The sequence below is a fragment of the Streptomyces sp. NPDC001617 genome (assembly GCF_053596855.1).
In genome coordinates this window covers 13,083-30,491 of the sequence record NZ_JBSFHA010000055.1, presented here as the reverse complement: position 1 = coordinate 30,491, position 17,409 = coordinate 13,083, and the positions used below count along the sequence as shown (strand labels likewise).

General features: G+C 71.1%; 14 protein-coding genes and 1 pseudogene. 7 read left to right on the top strand and 8 right to left on the bottom strand.

All coding sequences use genetic code 11. The features are described from left to right. Window positions 1-37 precede the first annotated feature (37 nt). Genes ACWC09_RS33620 through ACWC09_RS33610 form a run of 3 tightly spaced genes read left to right on the top strand, consistent with a single transcriptional unit; the run spans window position 38 to window position 3,017 of the window. On the top strand, window positions 38-1,273 hold the full coding sequence (locus ACWC09_RS33620) for a sugar ABC transporter substrate-binding protein (protein WP_450854705.1): 1,236 nt from the start codon (window positions 38-40) through the stop codon (window positions 1,271-1,273). Further along, window positions 1,273-2,193, top strand: coding sequence for a carbohydrate ABC transporter permease (locus ACWC09_RS33615; protein WP_450854704.1), 921 nt, complete (start codon window positions 1,273-1,275; stop codon window positions 2,191-2,193). The genes ACWC09_RS33620 and ACWC09_RS33615 overlap by 1 nt, the downstream gene beginning before the upstream one ends. Next, window positions 2,190-3,017, top strand: coding sequence for a carbohydrate ABC transporter permease (locus ACWC09_RS33610; protein WP_450854703.1), 828 nt, complete (start codon window positions 2,190-2,192; stop codon window positions 3,015-3,017). The genes ACWC09_RS33615 and ACWC09_RS33610 overlap by 4 nt, the downstream gene beginning before the upstream one ends. A gap of 17 nt (window positions 3,018-3,034) precedes the next feature. On the opposite strand, the gene ACWC09_RS33605 is transcribed toward ACWC09_RS33610, so the two are convergent. From ACWC09_RS33605 to ACWC09_RS33590, 4 genes are all read right to left on the bottom strand, one after another. Then, window positions 3,035-3,448: a VOC family protein gene (locus tag ACWC09_RS33605; RefSeq protein WP_450854702.1), complete on the bottom strand. Its 414-nt coding sequence runs from the start codon at window positions 3,446-3,448 to the stop codon at window positions 3,035-3,037. A 152-nt stretch (window positions 3,449-3,600) separates the two neighbouring features. Next, window positions 3,601-3,747, bottom strand: coding sequence for a hypothetical protein (locus ACWC09_RS33600; RefSeq protein ID WP_450854747.1), 147 nt, complete (start codon window positions 3,745-3,747; stop codon window positions 3,601-3,603). 203 nt (window positions 3,748-3,950) lie between these two features. Then, on the bottom strand, window positions 3,951-4,214 hold the full coding sequence (locus ACWC09_RS33595) for a GlsB/YeaQ/YmgE family stress response membrane protein (protein ID WP_450854701.1): 264 nt from the start codon (window positions 4,212-4,214) through the stop codon (window positions 3,951-3,953). Window positions 4,215-4,224: 10 nt separating this feature from the next. Continuing rightward, on the bottom strand, window positions 4,225-5,613 hold the full coding sequence (locus ACWC09_RS33590; RefSeq protein WP_450854700.1) for an MFS transporter: 1,389 nt from the start codon (window positions 5,611-5,613) through the stop codon (window positions 4,225-4,227). Window positions 5,614-5,832: 219 nt separating this feature from the next. Between ACWC09_RS33590 and ACWC09_RS33585 the strand changes: the two genes are divergently transcribed. Genes ACWC09_RS33585 through ACWC09_RS33575 form a run of 3 tightly spaced genes read left to right on the top strand, consistent with a single transcriptional unit; the run spans window position 5,833 to window position 9,125 of the window. After that, window positions 5,833-6,942 (top strand): acyl-CoA dehydrogenase family protein, encoded by a 1,110-nt coding sequence (locus tag ACWC09_RS33585; protein WP_450854699.1) that lies wholly within the window; start codon window positions 5,833-5,835, stop codon window positions 6,940-6,942. Between the two features lie 42 nt (window positions 6,943-6,984). Further along, window positions 6,985-7,761 (top strand): hypothetical protein, encoded by a 777-nt coding sequence (locus tag ACWC09_RS33580; RefSeq protein WP_450854698.1) that lies wholly within the window; start codon window positions 6,985-6,987, stop codon window positions 7,759-7,761. After that, window positions 7,758-9,125, top strand: a complete 1,368-nt coding sequence (locus tag ACWC09_RS33575) for an alpha/beta hydrolase (RefSeq protein ID WP_450854697.1) — start codon at window positions 7,758-7,760, stop codon at window positions 9,123-9,125. Before ACWC09_RS33580 ends, ACWC09_RS33575 begins: the two co-directional genes overlap by 4 nt. Here the strand turns inward: ACWC09_RS33575 and ACWC09_RS33570 are convergent. From ACWC09_RS33570 to ACWC09_RS33560, 3 genes and pseudogenes are all read right to left on the bottom strand, one after another. After that, a pseudogene (locus ACWC09_RS33570) lies at window positions 9,109-9,198 on the bottom strand (DNA-binding response regulator); the annotation flags it as partial. The gene ACWC09_RS33575 and the pseudogene ACWC09_RS33570 overlap by 17 nt on opposite strands. A gap of 36 nt (window positions 9,199-9,234) precedes the next feature. Beyond that, the gene (locus tag ACWC09_RS33565; RefSeq protein ID WP_450854696.1) at window positions 9,235-10,683 is read right to left on the bottom strand and encodes an arabinose isomerase; all 1,449 of its coding nucleotides are present in this window, start codon (window positions 10,681-10,683) and stop codon (window positions 9,235-9,237) included. Between the two features lie 22 nt (window positions 10,684-10,705). Continuing rightward, window positions 10,706-12,004, bottom strand: a complete 1,299-nt coding sequence (locus ACWC09_RS33560) for an MFS transporter (protein WP_450854695.1) — start codon at window positions 12,002-12,004, stop codon at window positions 10,706-10,708. A 267-nt stretch (window positions 12,005-12,271) separates the two neighbouring features. On the opposite strand from ACWC09_RS33560, the gene ACWC09_RS33555 reads away from it, so the two are divergent. Next, entirely contained in the window at window positions 12,272-16,189 is a 3,918-nt protein-coding gene (locus ACWC09_RS33555; RefSeq protein WP_450854694.1) for a glycosyl hydrolase, read from the top strand. Here ACWC09_RS33555 and ACWC09_RS33550 read toward each other — a convergent pair. Next, the gene (locus ACWC09_RS33550) at window positions 16,172-17,191 is read right to left on the bottom strand and encodes a LacI family DNA-binding transcriptional regulator (protein ID WP_450854693.1); all 1,020 of its coding nucleotides are present in this window, start codon (window positions 17,189-17,191) and stop codon (window positions 16,172-16,174) included. The genes ACWC09_RS33555 and ACWC09_RS33550 overlap by 18 nt on opposite strands. Between the last annotated feature and the right edge of the window lie 218 nt (window positions 17,192-17,409).

Sequence of the window (17,409 nt, the reverse complement as noted above, 5' to 3'; positions counted from 1 at the left end):
TTCTGTACCCCGATCGCCGACCCCTCGGGAGCAGCACATGTCGTACCCCGTCGACCGCCGCGGCTTCCTGCGCACCACGGGCACGGCCGCCGCCGCCCTGGGCCTGGGCGGCGCCCTGGCCTCCTGCGGCTCGACCAAGTCGGGCCCGGTGACCCTCACCTGGTGGGACTACTTCACCCTCGACAACTTCCAGCCCGGAATGCAGCGCCTCATCAGCGACATCGAGGCCGGTGTCCCGGACGTGAAGATCGAGCGACGGACCTTCCCCTTCGCCGAGCTCGACCGGCAGCTCGCCCTGGCCGCGATCTCCGGCGACCTGCCCGACATCGCCATCGTGGACAACGTCGCCATGAACACCCTCGGCGGCAGCCATCTGCTCGCCGACCTCACCGACAAGGTCAAGAAGTGGGGCCAGGCCGACCAGTACTACAAAGGTCCCTGGGACGGCTGCCAGGTCGGCGGAAAGACCCTGGGCATCCCCAACAACAGCAACTGCCTCGCCCTGTACTGCAACACCCGCCTGCTCAGGTCCGCCGGTGTGAAACCCCCCACCACCTGGGACGAACTGGCCTCCGCGGCCCACCGGCTGACCAGCGGCGACCGCCACGGCCTGGCGCTGAGCGCCATCAAGACGGAGGAAGGCGTCTTCCAGTTCCTGCCGTTCCTGTGGCAGGCGGGCGGCGACCTGGACACGTTCACCACCTACGGCGCCACCGCGCTCTCCTTCCTCCACGACCTGATCGCCAAGGGCTCCCTGTCCGAGCAGTGCGTGGGCTGGACCCAGCAGGACGTCAACACCCGCTTCCTCGACCAGCGCGCCGCCCTGCAGATCAACGGCCCCTGGCAGATCCCGACGCTGAAGAAGGCGGGCTTCGACTGGAGCGTCGTGGCCCTGCCCCGGGACAAGGCGGCCGCCACCTGTCTGGGCGGCGAGAACTGGGTGGTGACGGCGAGCAGCAAGCATCTGGACAAGGCCTGGCAGGTCCTGGAGTACACCCAGCGCCCCTCGGTCCTGGTGCCGTACCTGGTGTCGTTCGGCGACCTGCCCTCCCGCAAGGACCTGGCGGGCCAGGGCACCTGGGCCTCCGACCCGGCCCTGCGGCTCTTCCTCAGCCAGCTGCCCGTCGCCCGCCCGCGCCAGTACGGCGCCCACTACGCCGAGGCCTCGCAGGCGGTCGCGGAGGCGGAGCAGGCCGTGCTCACCGGGACCGCGTCCCCGTCGGCGGCGGCGAGGGTGGCGGCGGTCAAGATCGACAAGGCGCTGGGCAGGTAATGCCCCGGACCCTGTCCCCGTCCGCACACCGCCGGCGCGCGGGCTGTCTGTTCTGCCTTCCGGGCCTGGCCTTCCTCGGCCTCTTCCTGGCCTACCCGCTGCTCTACACCGTCTGGACGTCCGTCCACGACGTCGAACTGGGCCAACTGCTGGGTGGGGAAGAGCGGTTCAACGGTCTCGACAACTACCGCGCCGTGCTCGACGACCCCGCCTTCTGGCACTCCGTACGCCTCTCCCTGCTCTTCACCCTGGCCTCGCTGCTGCTCCAGTTCACCCTCGGCTTCGCCCTGGCCCTGCTCTTCGCCCGCCCGTTCCCGTTCAACGCCCTGCTGCGCTCGCTCCTGCTGATCGCCTGGCTGCTGCCCCCGGTGGTCAGCGGCACCCTCTTCCGCTGGATGCTGGACGCGGACTCCGGCGCCTACAACGCCCTGCTGCGCGCGGCCGGTCTGGGTGCCCTGTCCCACGACTGGCTCACCGATCCGTCCACCTCGCTCGCGGGGGTGATTCTCGCGAACGTCTGGGTCGGCGTGCCCTTCAACATGCTGCTGCTCCTGGTCGGACTGCACACCATCGACCCCGCACTGCACGAGGCCGCCGCCCTCGACGGTGCGAACGCCTGGCAGCGCCTGCGCCACATCACGCTCCCGCTGACGCGGCCGGTCTCGGTCACCGTCCTCCTCCTCGGCCTCGTCTACACCTTCAAGGTCTTCGACATCGTCTTCGTGATGACGGGCGGCGGCCCCGTCGACGCCACCCGCGTGCTCACCCTCTACGTCTACGAGGTCTTCTTCACGTTCTTCCGGTTCGGCCACGGCGCCGCCGCCGGCCTGCTGCTGCTCGTCGTACCGCTGCTCGTGGGCGTGTTCTACGTACGGCGGCTGCGGCGGGAGGAAGAGACGACGGCGGGAGGCGCCGTATGAAACCGCCGCGCCACCGCTGGCTGTTCACCTTGACCGCCACCGTCATCACGGCGGTCTTCCTGCTGCCGGTGTACTGGATGGTGAAGACCAGCCTCACGCGCCCGGACCGCATCCAGGCCGCGCATCCGCAGTGGGTGCCCGCCCCCGTCACCGGTGAGAACTATGCGACGGCACTGGGCTATTCGGGTCTGACCAGGGCCCTGCTCAACAGCCTGGTCATCTCCAGCGGCGTGGTCGCGCTCACCCTGCTGCTGGGCGTCCCGCTCGCCTACGCGCTCGCCCGCATCCGCATGCGTGGCTCCGGCACGATGGTCCTCGCCCTCCTGGTCGCCCAACTCCCGCCCGCCATCGTGCTGGCGGCGCCGTTGTTCATCCTCGAACGCCGGGCCGGACTCGCCGACAGCTATCTGGGCCTCGTCTTCGCCGACACGACGCTCACCCTGCCCTTCACGGTGATCGTGCTGCGGCCCGTACTGCGCGCTGTTCCACCGGAGTTGGAGGAGGCCGCCCAGATCGACGGCTGCGGAGTGCCGGGCGTGCTGCTGCGTGTCGTCCTGCCGCTCATGGTCCCCGGCGTGGTCGCGGCGGCGGGCCTGTCCTTCCTCATCGGCTGGGGCGAGTTCCTCTTCGGCCTCACCCTCGCCGAGGGGCCGGACATCCAGCCCGTCACCGTCCTGCTCAACTCCTTCGTCGGCCAGCACGGCACCTCATGGGGCGCCCTGATGGCCACCGCCACTCTCATCAGCATCCCGGTGGCCTGCGTCTTCGCCGTCTTCCAGCGCTTCATCGTCGGCGGACTCACCGCGGGCAGCGTCAGGGGCTGACCAGAGTCACCTCCCCCTCAGCCCAACGGCTGGCTGATGTTGACCATCCAGGGGACGCCGAACCGGTCGGTACACATGCCGAACTCGTCGCCCCACATCTGCTTCTCCAGGGGCATGGTCACGGAGCCGCTTGCCGAGAGCTTCTCCCAGTAGCCGCGCAGCTCGGCGTCGTCGTCACCGCTGAGGCTGATGGTGAAGTTGTTGCCCGCCGTGCGCTCCATACCGGGCGGGGTGTCCGCGCCCATCAGGGTGAAGCCGCTCGGGGTCTCCAGCATCCCGTGCATGATCTTGTCGGCGATCGCGGCGTCCTGCTGGCCGAACGAGCCGAAGGTGTTCAGCGCCAGGTCGCCGCCGAAGACCTCCTTGTAGAACTCGAAGGCCTGGCGGGCGTCGCCGTCGAAGCTGAGGTACGGGTTCAGTCGCGAGGGCATGGGATCCTCCTGCCGTCGGTGCAATTCATCCGTTTCGCCGCAGACTAACGCGAGCCACTGACAACGGCCTGTCTGCGGGAGAACCCCCAGGTGGGGCGAGCATGGGGCAGGGGGCCGCGGGATGATCCGCGGCCCCCTGCGCGCTCTGCGTCCTACGCCTCCTCGTCCCCGGCGGCTCCGGCCGCCGGTAGCCGGTCGCGGATCTCGTCCATCACCGACGAGTCGGTCAACGTGGTGACGTCACCGAGTCGGCGATGCTCGGCGATGCCGGGAGCAGGAGCCGTGGTTGGCGTGCTCATGCGAGACAGCCTCCTGTCGTCCGAGGGCACGTAGGTGCACATCAACCCTGGTGAGCCGGGTAACCGAGGCAAACCATGGCGGTCCCCCGCGGAGGCAACGGTTTCCCACATACGCCGAACGGCGCTTTTCGTGCGCCGAGCGGCTGTTCTGACGCGATGAACGGTCGTCGCGACGACACGGAGAGCACGTGTGTTCCGGGCCGTTACCGACGGAGCTTCACCTTGTGGACCGCGGTGACGCCGAGGGCCGCGAGGGCGATCTGGATGAGCCACTCGATCCAGTCGACGCCCTTGGTGTCGGCGACGCCGAGGCCGGATGCGATGCCGGCTCCGATGAACGCGGCGACGATGCCGACGAGGATCGTCCACAGGATGCCGATCCGCTGGCGGCCTGGTACGGCGAGTCGGCCGAGAACGCCGAGCACGATGCCTATGACGATGGCGCTGATGACGCCTGAAATCTCCATGAGCGGTCTGTCACCCCTCGGTTGTCGGTGCCTTTCGAGTGCCCGTTCGATGGGGTGTCACTCCTGGAGCCAGGTACTCGACCGGGGTGACATCCGGCTCATGGTGCGTGGTGTCGCGGCGCAGCCGGGCGAGGTGCACCGCGGCCGCGACGAGCACACCCAGCGCGATGGTGAGCACGGCGGAGCCCAGCAGCGTCTGCCGGCCGCCGATGGCGCTCACCACCGGGCCGCCGAGCAGCATGCCGAACGCGGTGGACGGCGTGGTGAGGGCGGTGCGCGTGGCGAGCACACGGCTGAGTACATGGGGTGGGCACGCGCGTTGGAAGAGCGCCGTGCAGATCGCGGTGAACGGGCCGTAGACCAACCCGCCGACGGCGAAGCCGACCAGGCCGGGCAGGGTCCCGTCGGAGAGCCCGAGCGGCAGCAGCGCGGCTCCCCAGCCGACGATGATGACCACCACGACGCCCCACAGAGGCCGGTTCCGCAGCAGCCCGGCACCGAGCCCACCGGCCACCGCACCGACGCCGAACACGGTCCAGAAGGCACCGAGCAGACCGGGCGAGCCGTGCAGTTCGGTGGCGACGTGGATGGGGAGGGCGACCTCGACGGGGCCGTAGAGGAAGAAGAACACGCAGGTGACGGCCGTGAGCCCGAGCAGCCGAGGTTGCCGGACGATGGTGCTCCAGCCGCCTGCCGCCGGGCTGTCCGCGTCCGTCGCCGAGGGGCGCGCCGGCGGCCGGTCCGTGGCAGTCCGGCCCGCCGCCCCCGGCACCACGGCCGTCGTCCCGTTCGCCGTCCGCGACAGAACCCACCGGCAGCACACCGCCAGCACCGCGAAGCTCGACGCGTCGGCCCCGATCACCCAGCCGGGTCCGACCAGCGCCGTCACCGCCCCGGCCAGCGCCGGCCCGACCACGACGGCCGCCGTGGTGAACGTCGACACCAGGGCGTTGCCGGCGATGCGGTCCTCGTCCGGGAGCAGTTCGGCGATCAAGGTGTACGTGCCGGCGTTGCCCCAGGCGTGCAGCAGGGAGGAGACCGCGAGGAGGGCCACGTATCCGGACGGGGAGAGCGTGCCGGCGACGGCGCACACCGCGATCGTCCCCAGCACCACCGCTCGCAAGGTCGCGTCGACGCAGACCAGGCGGGCACCGGCGAAGCCCCGCACCAGCCGCCCGAACAGCGCTGCCCCGATCGTGGCGGGCAGCGAGTACGCCGCCACGGCGAGCCCGGTCCACACGCCCTCTCGACCGGGCGGTGCGATCTCCACGGCGAGCCAGGCCACCGCCACCAGGCTCATCCCGTCGCCCAGCGCCGACACCAGCATCCCCGGCAGCAGCCGCCGCAGCACCGGCTGTCGCATGATCCGCCCGTACGCCCCGAAGCGCGGCCCGCTCATCGGCTCCACCCCTTCCCGGTCCGGGCCATCGTGCAACCTCGACCCGGGTTGATGTCCAGCCCCGCCGCTATGACGGACGGGCGGCGCCGCATGTGACACGGCACGCTGTCCCGGCTTCCCGCCGAATGGCCAACTCCCCATTGGCATCGCCCCGTTGCTCCGCCTAGCGTGATGATCGGGACGGTGCCGAGCCGTCCGGCAGAGCGAGGGGATGGCCTCATGGCGAGGCTCGACGGATTGCTGGCCCTGGTCGCGGCGCGGCGGGCCGAGTTCGAGGAGAAGCGGTACGTGCCGGCGGACGTGATCGGCGAGTTCAAGCGCGCCGGGATCTACCGTGCCGGTGTGCCGAGGCGGTTCGGCGGGGACGCCCTGCCGCCCGCCGAGTTCCTGCGCCTGGTCGAGCGGATCTCCGCGGTCGACGGCTCGGCCGGCTGGGTCGCGAGCTTCGGCTCGTCCGCCGTCTACCTCGCCGCGCTTCCGCCGGACACCCAGGCCGAGTTGTACGGCGACGGCCCCGACGTCGTCTTCGCCGGAGGCCTCTTCCCGGTGCAGCCCGCCCGGCGCGTGGAGGGCGGCTACCGGGTCTCCGGCCGCTGGAGGTTCGCGAGCGGCTGCAGGGGCGCGGACGTCCTCGGCGTCGGCATCCGGGCCGGCGAGGAGCGGGCCGGTCGGCCGCTGACCGCCGTACTCCGCCCCGACCAGGTGGAGATCGCCGAGAACTGGGACGTCATCGGGCTGCGTGGCACCGGCAGCCACGACCTCGTCGTCGACGGGGCGGTCGTCCGCGAGGAGTGGACCTTCGTCCGCGGCGGACCGGCCACCGTCGACGAACCGCTCTACCGCTACCCGACCGTCGCCTACGCCGCCCAGGTCCTCGCCGTCGTCGGCCTCGGTGTCGCCCGCGCCGCGCTCGACCACGTCATCGCCGAGGGCGCCCGCCCCGGCCACACCGGCGCCCCGAAGCTCGCCGAACGCGCCGGACACCGCATCGCGATCGGTCGGGCAGAGGCCCAACTCCGTTCCGCACGCGCCTTCTTCTACGAGACGACCGACGAGGTGTGGGCGACCGTCGAGGCGGGAGACCCCGCGACCACCGAACAAGCCAGCCTGCTGCGCCTGTCCGCCGCCCATCTCGCCGGGATCTCCTTCGAAGTCGCCCGCACCGCCTATCAGTTGGGTGGCATCGACGCCATCTCCACCGGCGGTCCCCTGGAGCGCCGGCTGCGCGACGCGTCCGTCGTCCCGCAGCACGCCTTCCTGCAGGAGGGTGTCTACGACGGCGCGGGCGCCGTCCTGTTGGGCGCGCAGCCCTTCCCCGGTTACCCCTGATGTGCTGTGAGGCCTCTGTGACCGGTGTTGCACACTGTCCCCATGACACGCATGAGGAAGATCGCAGCCGCGCTGTTAGCTGCCTCCGCCGCGCTGCTCGCGATACCCCCCACCTCCGCCTCCGCCACCCCCCAACGCCCTCTGTTCCGCGAGAACTTCGACCGCCTCCCCCTGGGCCCGGTCACCGCTGGACACGGCTGGACCACCGACACCTCCAACGGCTCACTCACCGTCGAGCCCGGCGCCACCGGCCATGGCCGCGAACTGCGCCTGCACACGGAGGGCAACGGCCGTGCCTTCCTCGTCCTCTCCGACCTCGCTCCTCCCGGCAACAGCTTCTGGGCCCGGCTGCGGCTGCGGGTGGACCGGTTCCCCACGGCTCCCGACTGGGCGCACTGGACCCTCGCGGAGGCCTCCGGCTCCGATCTCCCCACGCTCGTCAGGCCGTTGGGCGGCCAGTACGTTCCCACCGAGAAGGCCGACTTCTTCGGAGTGGGTTCCGACCTCGGCCCCACCGGTGACTGGACCGCGTGGCGAACCTCCGCCCCTGCCACGGCCGGGAGTTGGAGTTGCGTCGAGTTCCACCTCGACGCCACCGACAACCGCGTCACCGTCTATCTGGACGGCAAGGAACAGTCCGACCTGACGGTCTCCACGAAACAACACGGCGGCACGGCGGACGACTTCGTCTTCCCGCACTTCGACAAGCTCAAGCTGGGCTGGCAGTTGTACCAGGCCGACCCCACGCCGTCGTCGTACGACCTGCGGATGGACGACGTAGCGCTGAGCACCCGGCGCGTGGGCGGGTGTGCCTCATGACGGGCGGTCCGTCGCGCAGAAGCGTGTTGGGCGGGATGGCCGCGGGAATCGCCCTGGCCGCCGCTGCGGTTCGCCCGGCCGGCGCGACCGGGTGGGGCCAGGAGCCGTATGTGCCGCTGCCCGTCGGTCCCGGCGGCGGACCGGCGGGGTCGGACCAGGTCCATGTGCTCAAGGTCGGTCCTGACACCGCGTCCACGGTTCTGGTCCTGGTCCCGGGGATGTTCGGCGCGGCCAACGACTTCCGGCTCGCCGCCCGGGACCTCGTCGCGGCCGTACCCGGGCTTCAGGTGTGGGCGTTCGACCGGCGCGAGGAGAACCTGGCCGACCGTTCGGGGTTCTTCACCGCCGACCCGGCCGGGTACTACCTGGACGGCCACTACCGCTCACAGGACCCCGACGCATCGGGCTTCGCGGGCCGTTGGGGCCTCGCCCGCACCCTGGAGGACCTGCGCCACGTCGTGCGGACCGCCGCCCGGGGTGGTCGGCGGGTGGTACTCGGCGGGCACTCCTGGGGTGCGACCACGGCGATGACGTATGCCGCCTGGGACTTCGACGGACGCCCCGGGTACCGGGATCTCGCCGGGCTCGTGGTGGTCGACGGCGGGGTGCGCGGGGCGTTCGACGGGACCGGGGAGCCGGTGCAGGACTCGCCCGAGGAGGTGCGGGAGCGGCTCGCGGCCATCGACGGCGGGGCGGTCTTCGACCTGACCCTCAGCGCCGTCGGACTGGGCGAGCGGGCCGAGAGCACCCAGATCTGGTACCAGCTCGCGGGCTGGTACGCACACCGCGACCCGGAGGGCCGCTCGGTCCTCCAGCCCCGGATGCCCGACGCGCTGCGACCGCCGGTCCCGGTCACCAACGCCGGTCTCCTCGGCACCCTGGTGGACACCGGATTCGGCTGGCCGAACGACATCAGCGTGCACTCGGGGCACCTGGCCGACACCGGTGACGTCCGCGGCTGGGTCGACACCGGTATCACACCCGTCGAGCGGGTCGCGACGGCGTACGCGGGCGGCCCGCTACCGGGCGTGTGGGAGTGGTACTGGCCGGCCCGGCTCTCGGTGGATCTCGACGTCGCCGACGCCTACGCCGACACCGACCTGACCCGCTCCCTGGGACTGCGGCTGCTGCACGCCGCCGACCTGGACGTCCCGCTCTACGTCTTCCAGACGAGCTACGCCAAGGGGACGATCGAGTCGGCTGCCCGCGAGGTCGTGGCCAACTCCCGTATCCCGTACGCGACATACGAGACGGACAACGGGATGAACCACCTCGACCCGCTGTTCGCCGCCACCGGGAACAACACACTCACCCGCACCCTCGCACCGTTCCTCGCCGGACGGCCGGTCACTGCCGGGCCCTGACCAGCCCGGCGTCGTACACCGTGACCACGGCCTGTATGCGGTCGCGGGCCCCGATCCTGGCGGGGACGCGGCCGGTGATACCGCGGTACCACCGGCCACGAGGCCGCCGTCATACCTCTCGGTGGTCGATGCCGAGCAGGCTCGCCGCGGCCCGGAAGTCGGCGCCGTGATGGCCGACCGCGAGGGACCAGTGATGGCCCACGCCCGTGGCGCTCCACGCGTCGACCCACTCGCCGGGGTCGCGGCCGAAGTCGACGCGGCTGGTGGTGTTGCCGATCTCCAGCAGCGGGCCGGGGACGACGGTGCCCTCGGAGGTGATGAACGACAGGCTGCCGTCCGCGTCCTGGCCGAGGCCGAGGAGGGTGACCGGGCCGTGCCGGACGTCGAACTCGACGCTGACGCCCCAGCCGCGCTTGCCGTGGTAGACGCCCAGCCCGCGCAGCAGCGGGTCGCGGGCGCTGACGGCGAGATGGGCGGGCCCGTCGTGTCCCATCTCCACCACTCCGTCCTCGAAGTTGAGCGCCTGGATCTCGGTGAAGGAACCCCCGGCGCCCATGCTCTGCGAGGCCAACTGGGCGACGCTGGTGCGCAGTTCGTACTCTCCGGCCGCCGGTACGCCCCGGGCGGTGAGCAGGGAGGCGCCCAGGATCATGCCGGCACCGAGGCGTTCGTGCAGCTCGCCGTCCAGACCGCGGTGGTAGTAGGCGAGCGTGTCGAGTCCGAAGTCCTCGACGAGCCGGTCGAGCGCCACGGACACGGTCGCGCCCCACGTGAAGTCCTCGTCCACCACGCTCTCGTCGAGGGTGAAGACCCGACGGGCCAGCTCCATGCGGGCGCGGGTCTCCGCCTCGGTGACCTTCTCCACCCGATGGCGCAGGTCGTCGAACTCCAGCACCTCGACATGCGAGCCGAAGGTCGCGGGCAGCAGGGTCAGATCGGTCGACACGTCGAGCATGCCGGGATACAGATGCCCCATCAGACCGTGCCGCGCGTGCCGCAGCGCCGCCCGTACATGGGCCGCGCGTATCCACTGCTCGATGCGCCGCCACGCCGACTCCTGCCGCAGCCAGCCCGACACCGACCGGAAGGGGATGCCGGCCCGGCGGAAGACATTGCCGACCTCCGGCACCGAGCACTGTGCGCAGTACGCCAGCCAGGCCCCCGTGTCGAAGGAGGCGTGGTCCATCCGCTCGGACGGCTGGAGGTCGACGACCAGCACCGGGGTGTGCGAGCGCCGCGCGATCGGCAGCACCATCGACGAGGTCAGATACGTCGTCAGGAACAGTACGATCAGATCGCAGTCCGTACGGCGGAGTTGCTCGGCCGCTGCGGCGCCGTCCTGGGCGTCGGAGATGAATCCCACGTCGGTCACCTCCGCGTCCATTTGCTGCAGGCGTTCGGTGACGTAGGCGGCCGACTCCTTCAACTGCGGCAGCAGGTCGGGGAATTGGGGCCAGTACGTGCCGAGCCCTCCGGCGACCAGGCCGATCCGGGGGCGGCGGCGGTGCACCGGAGGGAGCAACTCCCGCAAGGGCATGGAGTGTTCGGCGGTTGTCATGACTGTGCCTGCTCCTTCGGATTCACGCCCGGGCCACACCCAGATCCGCCGGCGCGGCGGCGGCCTGAGGCGAACGGCGGATGAGGACTCGGACGATGTACACGCCCGCGACCGCCGACGCCGCCATACAGGCGGTGATCGACCAGAGCAGGGCGGAGGCGCTGTACTCCATCAGGGCCGGCGTGACGAACGCGACGCCGGCGAAGACCCCGCGCGAGAGGGCGTAGGTGAGGCCCTGGGTGGTGCCCCGGGTGTCCGGGGGCAGCGTGAGCTGAGACCACACCTTGTAACTGGCCTCGCCCGCGAACGGGTTGGAGATCTGGTAGAGCACGAAGAAGACCAGCATGCCGACGAGCGCGCCGGCCGTGAGGGAGGCGACGCAGAAGGCGAGGATCTGGACGACCGTGAACACGTAGAACAGCCGGTCCCGCAGGGAGGTGTCGGCGATCCGGACGAAGACGAAGGTCAGCACCAGTGCGATCGGCAGGAAGGCCAGGTTGATGCCGGTGGCCAGACTCTGGGAGGCGCCGCTGACCGTGACCAGCAGATAGGTGCCGAACTGGCCGAAGGTGTTGGCGCCGATGCCCCAGGTGACGTAGTAGGCGAAGGTGGCGGCCATCGGGAGCAGCGCGGCGCGGTTCATGATGTTCTTGAGTTCGATGCCGCGCGGGGCCTCCAGCGCGGCGGCCTCCCGCGCCACCTCTGCGTCCGACGGTTCGTCGGCCAGCTCCAGCCGGGAGCGTAGCTGCCAGGTGACCAGTGCGGCGACGGCCAGATGGCCGGTGATGAGCCGTGCCCCGGTCATGCCGGTGTCCGACAGGAGGTAGCCGAGGAAGATGACGACGACGATGCCCGCCACCCACATGACCTGCGTGAAGGACACCAGGCGGGCCCGGCCTTCGGCGGGTGCCGCGTCCGAGACCACGGCCAGGGACGTCGGCAGATCGGCACCGGCCGCGAGGCCCGCCACGAGCACGCCGACGAACAGCACGATGTCGTTCGGCGCGAGCGTGATGACGATCGCGCCCAGCGCGTAGCAGAAGATGTCCCAGTTGTAGACGCGGCGACGGCCGAACATGTCGGCCAGCCGTCCGCCGACCAGGGAGCCCACGGCGATGCAGCCGGTGACGATCGCGCTGATCGCGCCCGCCATCCACACGCCCATGTCGTAACTGTGCCGGTAGATCGCCAGGTTGACGGCGATGCTGACGATGAGGGCGGCGTCGAGATAGGAGGCCATGCCCGACAGGGCCGCGACCTTCCACAACCGCCAGGGGATGGGTTGTTCCGAGCGCTGGGGGGAAATCGGGGTTCGGACCATGATGCGACTCCGTCGTCGTCTGGGGATGGGCCGAGAGCGGAGGGGGACGTCGCGGCGCTGAGGCCGATGCGCAGTGAATATAGGGATGGAAAAACGTTCCAACAACCCCTCATGCGCCCATTCGCAGGAAGACGCGCAAGCCTCCTTCCCGCCTCCCGGATCCGGTGCCAACATTCCAGGTTGTCGACCACATGGCCCGCGTAAAACGTTTTTGATCCCGTGAGGATGCCCCGGCCGAACCCGGACGTACTCGGAAGGACCGCATTCGTGATCTCCTCCGCGCTGCAGCAGCTGTTCGACGACCCACCCCGGGACTTCGGCCCCACCCCGCTGTGGTGGTGGTCGGGTGCGAGGGTCACCCGCGAGCGCCTCGCCTGGCAGCTGCGCCGGTTCGCCGAGGGCGGCATCCACAATCTCGTGGTCATCAACCTGGCACCGGCCGGACCGAGTTTCGGCGCCCCGGCCGACGAACCGGCGTGGTTCGACGAGGAGTGGTGGGCCCGCTTCACCGACGCCTGCGAGATCGCCCGGGACCTGGGCATGCGGATGTGGTTCTACGACCAGATCGGGTTCTCCGGCGCCAACATCCAGGGCGGCATCACGCGCCTGCACCCCGAGGCGGCCGGCCTCGCCCTGCGCTTCCACAGGGCGACCGTCTCCAACGGCGTGGTGGAGCTGGGGAGTTCGGAGACCCTGGTCGGCGTCTACGGCACCGACGGGCGGCGGCTGCCCGTCAACGCGGCGGCCGAGGGCAGTGAGGTCGACCTCGTCACCGCCGTCCCCACGGCCTTCGACTACCTGGACCCGGACGCCGGCGGCCTGCTCCTGGACGCCGTCCACCACGAGTTCGACCGCCGCGTCCCCGACCACCTGGGCAGCGTCATCGCGGGCAGCTTCCAGGACGAACTGCCCGGCACCAACTCCTGGAGCCACCGCCTCCCCAAGGAGTTCCTCGCCCGCCGCGGCTACGACCTCCTCGACCATCTGCCGGCCCTCTTCCGTGATCTTCCGCAGGCCGCGGAGATCCGCGCCGACTACTACGCGGTCCGCGCCGAACTCACCGAAGAAGCCCTGTTCAAGCCCCTCGCCGCCTGGCACGAAGAACGCGGCATGCTCCTGGGCTGCGACCAGAGCCACCCCGCCCGCTGCGGCTACCCGGCCCAGTCGACGCAGATCTACACGGACTACTTCCGCACCCACCGCCGGCTCAGCGCGGCCGGCAGCGACCACCACGGCGACTCCAAGGTCCACTCTTCGATGGCCCACCTCTACGGCCATGAGCGCGTCTGGATCGAGGCGTTCCACTCCTCCGGCTGGGGCGGCACCCTGGAGGACACCTACGACTGGCTGCTGCCGTTCCTGCGCAGCGGCGCCAACCTGTACAACCCGCACGCCAGTTACTTCGGCACCGCGGGCGGCTGGTTCGAATGGGCGCCGCCGTCCACCGACTGGCGACAGCCCTACTGGCAGCAGTACCCGGCCTTCTCCCGGGCGGTGGCCCGCATCTGCTCGATCATGTCCTGGGGCACCTACAGCGCCGACGTCGCGGTGCTGCACCCCACCGCCACCATGCAGGCCCTCATCCCGCTGGACGCGCCGATCAAGCACTTCGGCGACGGCCGCCTGGGCGAGGGCCATGCCGACGTCGACGAGACCCAGCGGCACTACCTGGACCTGTGCGGCACCAACAACTGGCTACGGCCCCGGATCGGCGCCCTCGACCGCCACGGCATCTCCTTCGACGTCATCGACGACGCCTCGGTGCAGCGGGGCAAGGCTGCCGAAGGCGCCCTACGCGTTGGGGAGTTGGCGTACCGCGCGGTGCTGCTGCCCTCGGCGAGCGTCCTGGAGGAGCACACGGCACGACGGCTGACCGAACTGCTCGACGCGGGTGGGCGGGTGGTCGCCGTGGGCCGTCTGCCCGAGACCGCCGCCGGGAGGGGCGGTGACGACTCCGCCGTAGCGGCGCTGAGTGCTCATCCGCGGCTGGAGCGGGTGCGCGACAGCGCGGCGGGAGCGGCTGCCGTGGCAGGGGTCACCGGGTACGCGAGGGGTGAAGTGCCGCTGCTGGTCCGGCGGTTGGGCGGCGAGGCGGTCGCGCTGGTGACCGGAGCCTTCCCGGACGCCCGCACCCATCCGCCCCGGGGCAACCACACCGTCGACCCCGCGCGCTACGCCCGCACCACGACCGTCACCGTACGCGCCCCGATCGCCGAGGCTGAGGTCTGGAACCCGGCGACCGGCACCCGTCACCCCGCACACGTCACCGTCTCCGAGGGTGACTCGGTCATCGAGGTACCCCTGGACGGCGCCCCCGCCGCCCTCGTCGTATGGCGCGAGGGCATCCCGGCGACCCGGCCGGCGGCGCGACCGCACGCGACGATCCGCACCATCGACCTCTCGACCGGGTGGCAGGGCCGCCTTGTCCCCACCCTGGACAACACCTGGGGCGACCTCGCACTGCCCGCGGGCTCGTCCGTCGACGAGCCGCAGATCTGGACCATGCGCTGGACCGAGACCGGTGCCGACTGGGAACGGACGCGGGCCACGTACGGCAACCGGGTGCGCGTCCTTCCTCCGGTGCCCGCCTCCAAGGCTCCCGAGCCGCTGGACCGCGCGGGTGTCACCCGGGTCCTCACCGGTGAACAGCCCCTCGCGGACGACAACTGGGCCGTGGCGCTGTTCTCGTCGAGCCGCGGGATGCCGGACCCGGACGGTCTGCTGGGCAACAAGGGCCTGGTTCCCGAGGAGTTCGTGCGCGTCCCGGTCCCCGGCAGCGGAACCGTCGCCCGGGTCAGGGCCATGGTCGAGACCGATCACCGCGGACCGGCCGACCTGCACATCGGTGCCGCGGCGACCAAGCGGGTGTGGTGGAACGGCGAGCGGCTGGAGACGGGAAGCGGATACCTGGGGTCGGCCGGAGTGGAGGTGGACCGGCCGCGCAACGTCCTGGAGTACGAACTCTCCGACGCCCAGGACCGACCCTCGCAGATCTCCGCCACATCCCATGCTCCGCTGGGCAGTTACTTCTGTCTGGCGAGCCCGGACGGCTTCGCGGCACGTCCGCAGTTCATGAGCCTGCCCGACGACGTGCGCCCCGAGGGCGGCGTCACCTATCGGGGTCGGTTGCGTCTGGCGCACGACGACCCGCGGGCCGTGCTCGTGGTGGGGGCCGCGGTGGGCGTCACCGTGCTGCTCGACGGCGTTGTGGTGGCACGGCAGGAGAAGGTGCAGTACTACGAGTCCGACTGGGGCGCGGTGCCGATGTTCTTCCGGCACGAACTGGCCCTCGGCGAGGGCGATCACGTGCTGGAGGTCGTCGCCGACAGCGTCCGTGCGAGGGACGCGGTCTTCGTCGACCTCGTGGCGGGCGGGACCGCGCTGGTGAGCGGGACCGAATGGGAGGCGCGGACGGGGGAGTGGCGCGGACGTACCGTCGAACACCTCGGCAGATGGGGGGAGTTGCAGCACTGCCATGCGGCGGTACGACCGCACCCGCTGCCGGATACCGAGTGGCTGACCGGCGCTCCGGTGCTCGGGACCGCCGTACTGCCGTGGCGCTCCACCGACGACGTCCGCGAGACGGCCCAGCGTTTCCGGTTCACCGTGCCGCCGGGAACCGTGTCGCTCGTCCTGCCGCTGGAGCTCCCAGCCCGGGTGAGGCGGGCGGGCGGCTCCGAACTGGTGGTCCGCGGAGGGACGGTGACGCTGGACCAGCCCTTGTCGGAAGCCACGGACATCGAGGTCGTCACCGCACCCACGGCCGTCCTGCGCGGCGGCTCCGCCTGGCGCGGGCCCGTGCGCGTCCGTACCGTACCGGCGCCGTTGGCCCTGGGGGACTGGCGGCAGTCGGGGCTGGGCAGTTGGAGCGGCGGGGTGACCTACTCGCGCAGGCTGGAGGTGCCCGCCGGGCCGGACCCGGTGCTGGATCTCGGGCGGGTGCGCGGAAGCGTCGCGGTCGTCGTCGACGGGGAGCCGGTCGGCGAGGCGTTCTGTGCCCCGTACCGCTTCGAGTTGCCGGGCACCGCCGGGCGCACCGTCCGGCTCGACGTGACGGTCCACAACACCCTCGCCCCGTATCTCGCCGAAGCCACCCCGACGGCCTGGGCGTTCGACTCGCAGCTGTCGTCCGGATTGCTGGGGCCGGTCACGCTCCGGATCCCGGGCTCAGGCGTCGGAGAGTGACCGCGTGGAGTCCCGTAGCACCAGTCCGGGTGCGAACACCCTTGTCTCATGGGCGTGTTCGGCCCGCGCCTCCACCTCGTCGAGGAGCATCTCCACGGCCGCCCTGCCGAGATCCTCGACCGGCTGGCGGACCGTCGTGAGGGTCGTGCCGACGAAGCTGGCGATGTCGAGGTCGCCGTAGCCGACGACCTGCACGTCCTCGGGCACCTTCACACCCCGCTCGGCGAGGCCGCGGCACAGCCCGGCGGCGAGGAAGTCGTTGGTGCAGAAGACCCCGTCGGGCAACTCGTCGAGCCTGCGGGCGATCTCCAGGCCGTACGCCACCGTCATCTCCTCTGCGACGACCTGGCCCAGGCGTGCCTCGCGTCGGCTGCGCACGGCCTGCCGGGCGCCCTGGTGACGGTCGGCGCACTGCCGGATCGACCGCTCCCCGTTCACGACGAGGATGTCGCGTGCCCCGCACTCCAGCAGGTGCTGCACGGCGATACGGCCGCCGGTGATGTCGTCGACGGAGACGGAGCAGCCCTCCTGTGCGGGCATCGCGCGGTCCGCGAGGACCAGGGGGATACCGCGCTCCCGCAGCCGCGTGAGCCGGGTGGGGTCGGCGCTGAGCGGAACCACCACGGCGCCGACGGCCCGCTGTTCGACCAGCATCGTGAAGTAGCCCTGCTCGCGCTCCGGGGCGTCCCCGCTGTGGCAGAGGACGAGGGAGTAGCCGTGGTCGTAGGCGGCGTCGGCGGCGCCCCTGGCGATGCGGGCGTAGAAGGAGTTGGTCACGTCGGGCAGCACCAGTCCGATCGAGGACGAGTGCCCTGTCCGGAGGCCGGCGGCGCCCGGGTGGGGGACGTAGTCGAGCGCCGCGACCGCGTCCCGGACCCGCTCGGCGGTGCGGGCGTTGACGCGCTCTGGGCGGTTGAGGACGTTCGACACCGTCGACACCGAGACTCCGGCGGCGGCTGCGACGTCCTGGATACGGGCGGGGCGAACCGGAATGGCGTCCACCCCCTCGCTGTGACAGCCGCGCCACCAGGCACGACGTGGTCCTTGTAGGCGGGCGCAAGTCTACCCCGGCGGCGGTTGCATCGTTTTGCGTCGGGCGGTTCCCCGACGCGACCGACCGAGCATCGGCGTTCCGCAGAAATAGTATCGAGTTCTCCCGTGAGAATACTTGCCTACCTCAAAAAGAGAATGTAATTTCCGGCGCGTACTCCCTCACCTGT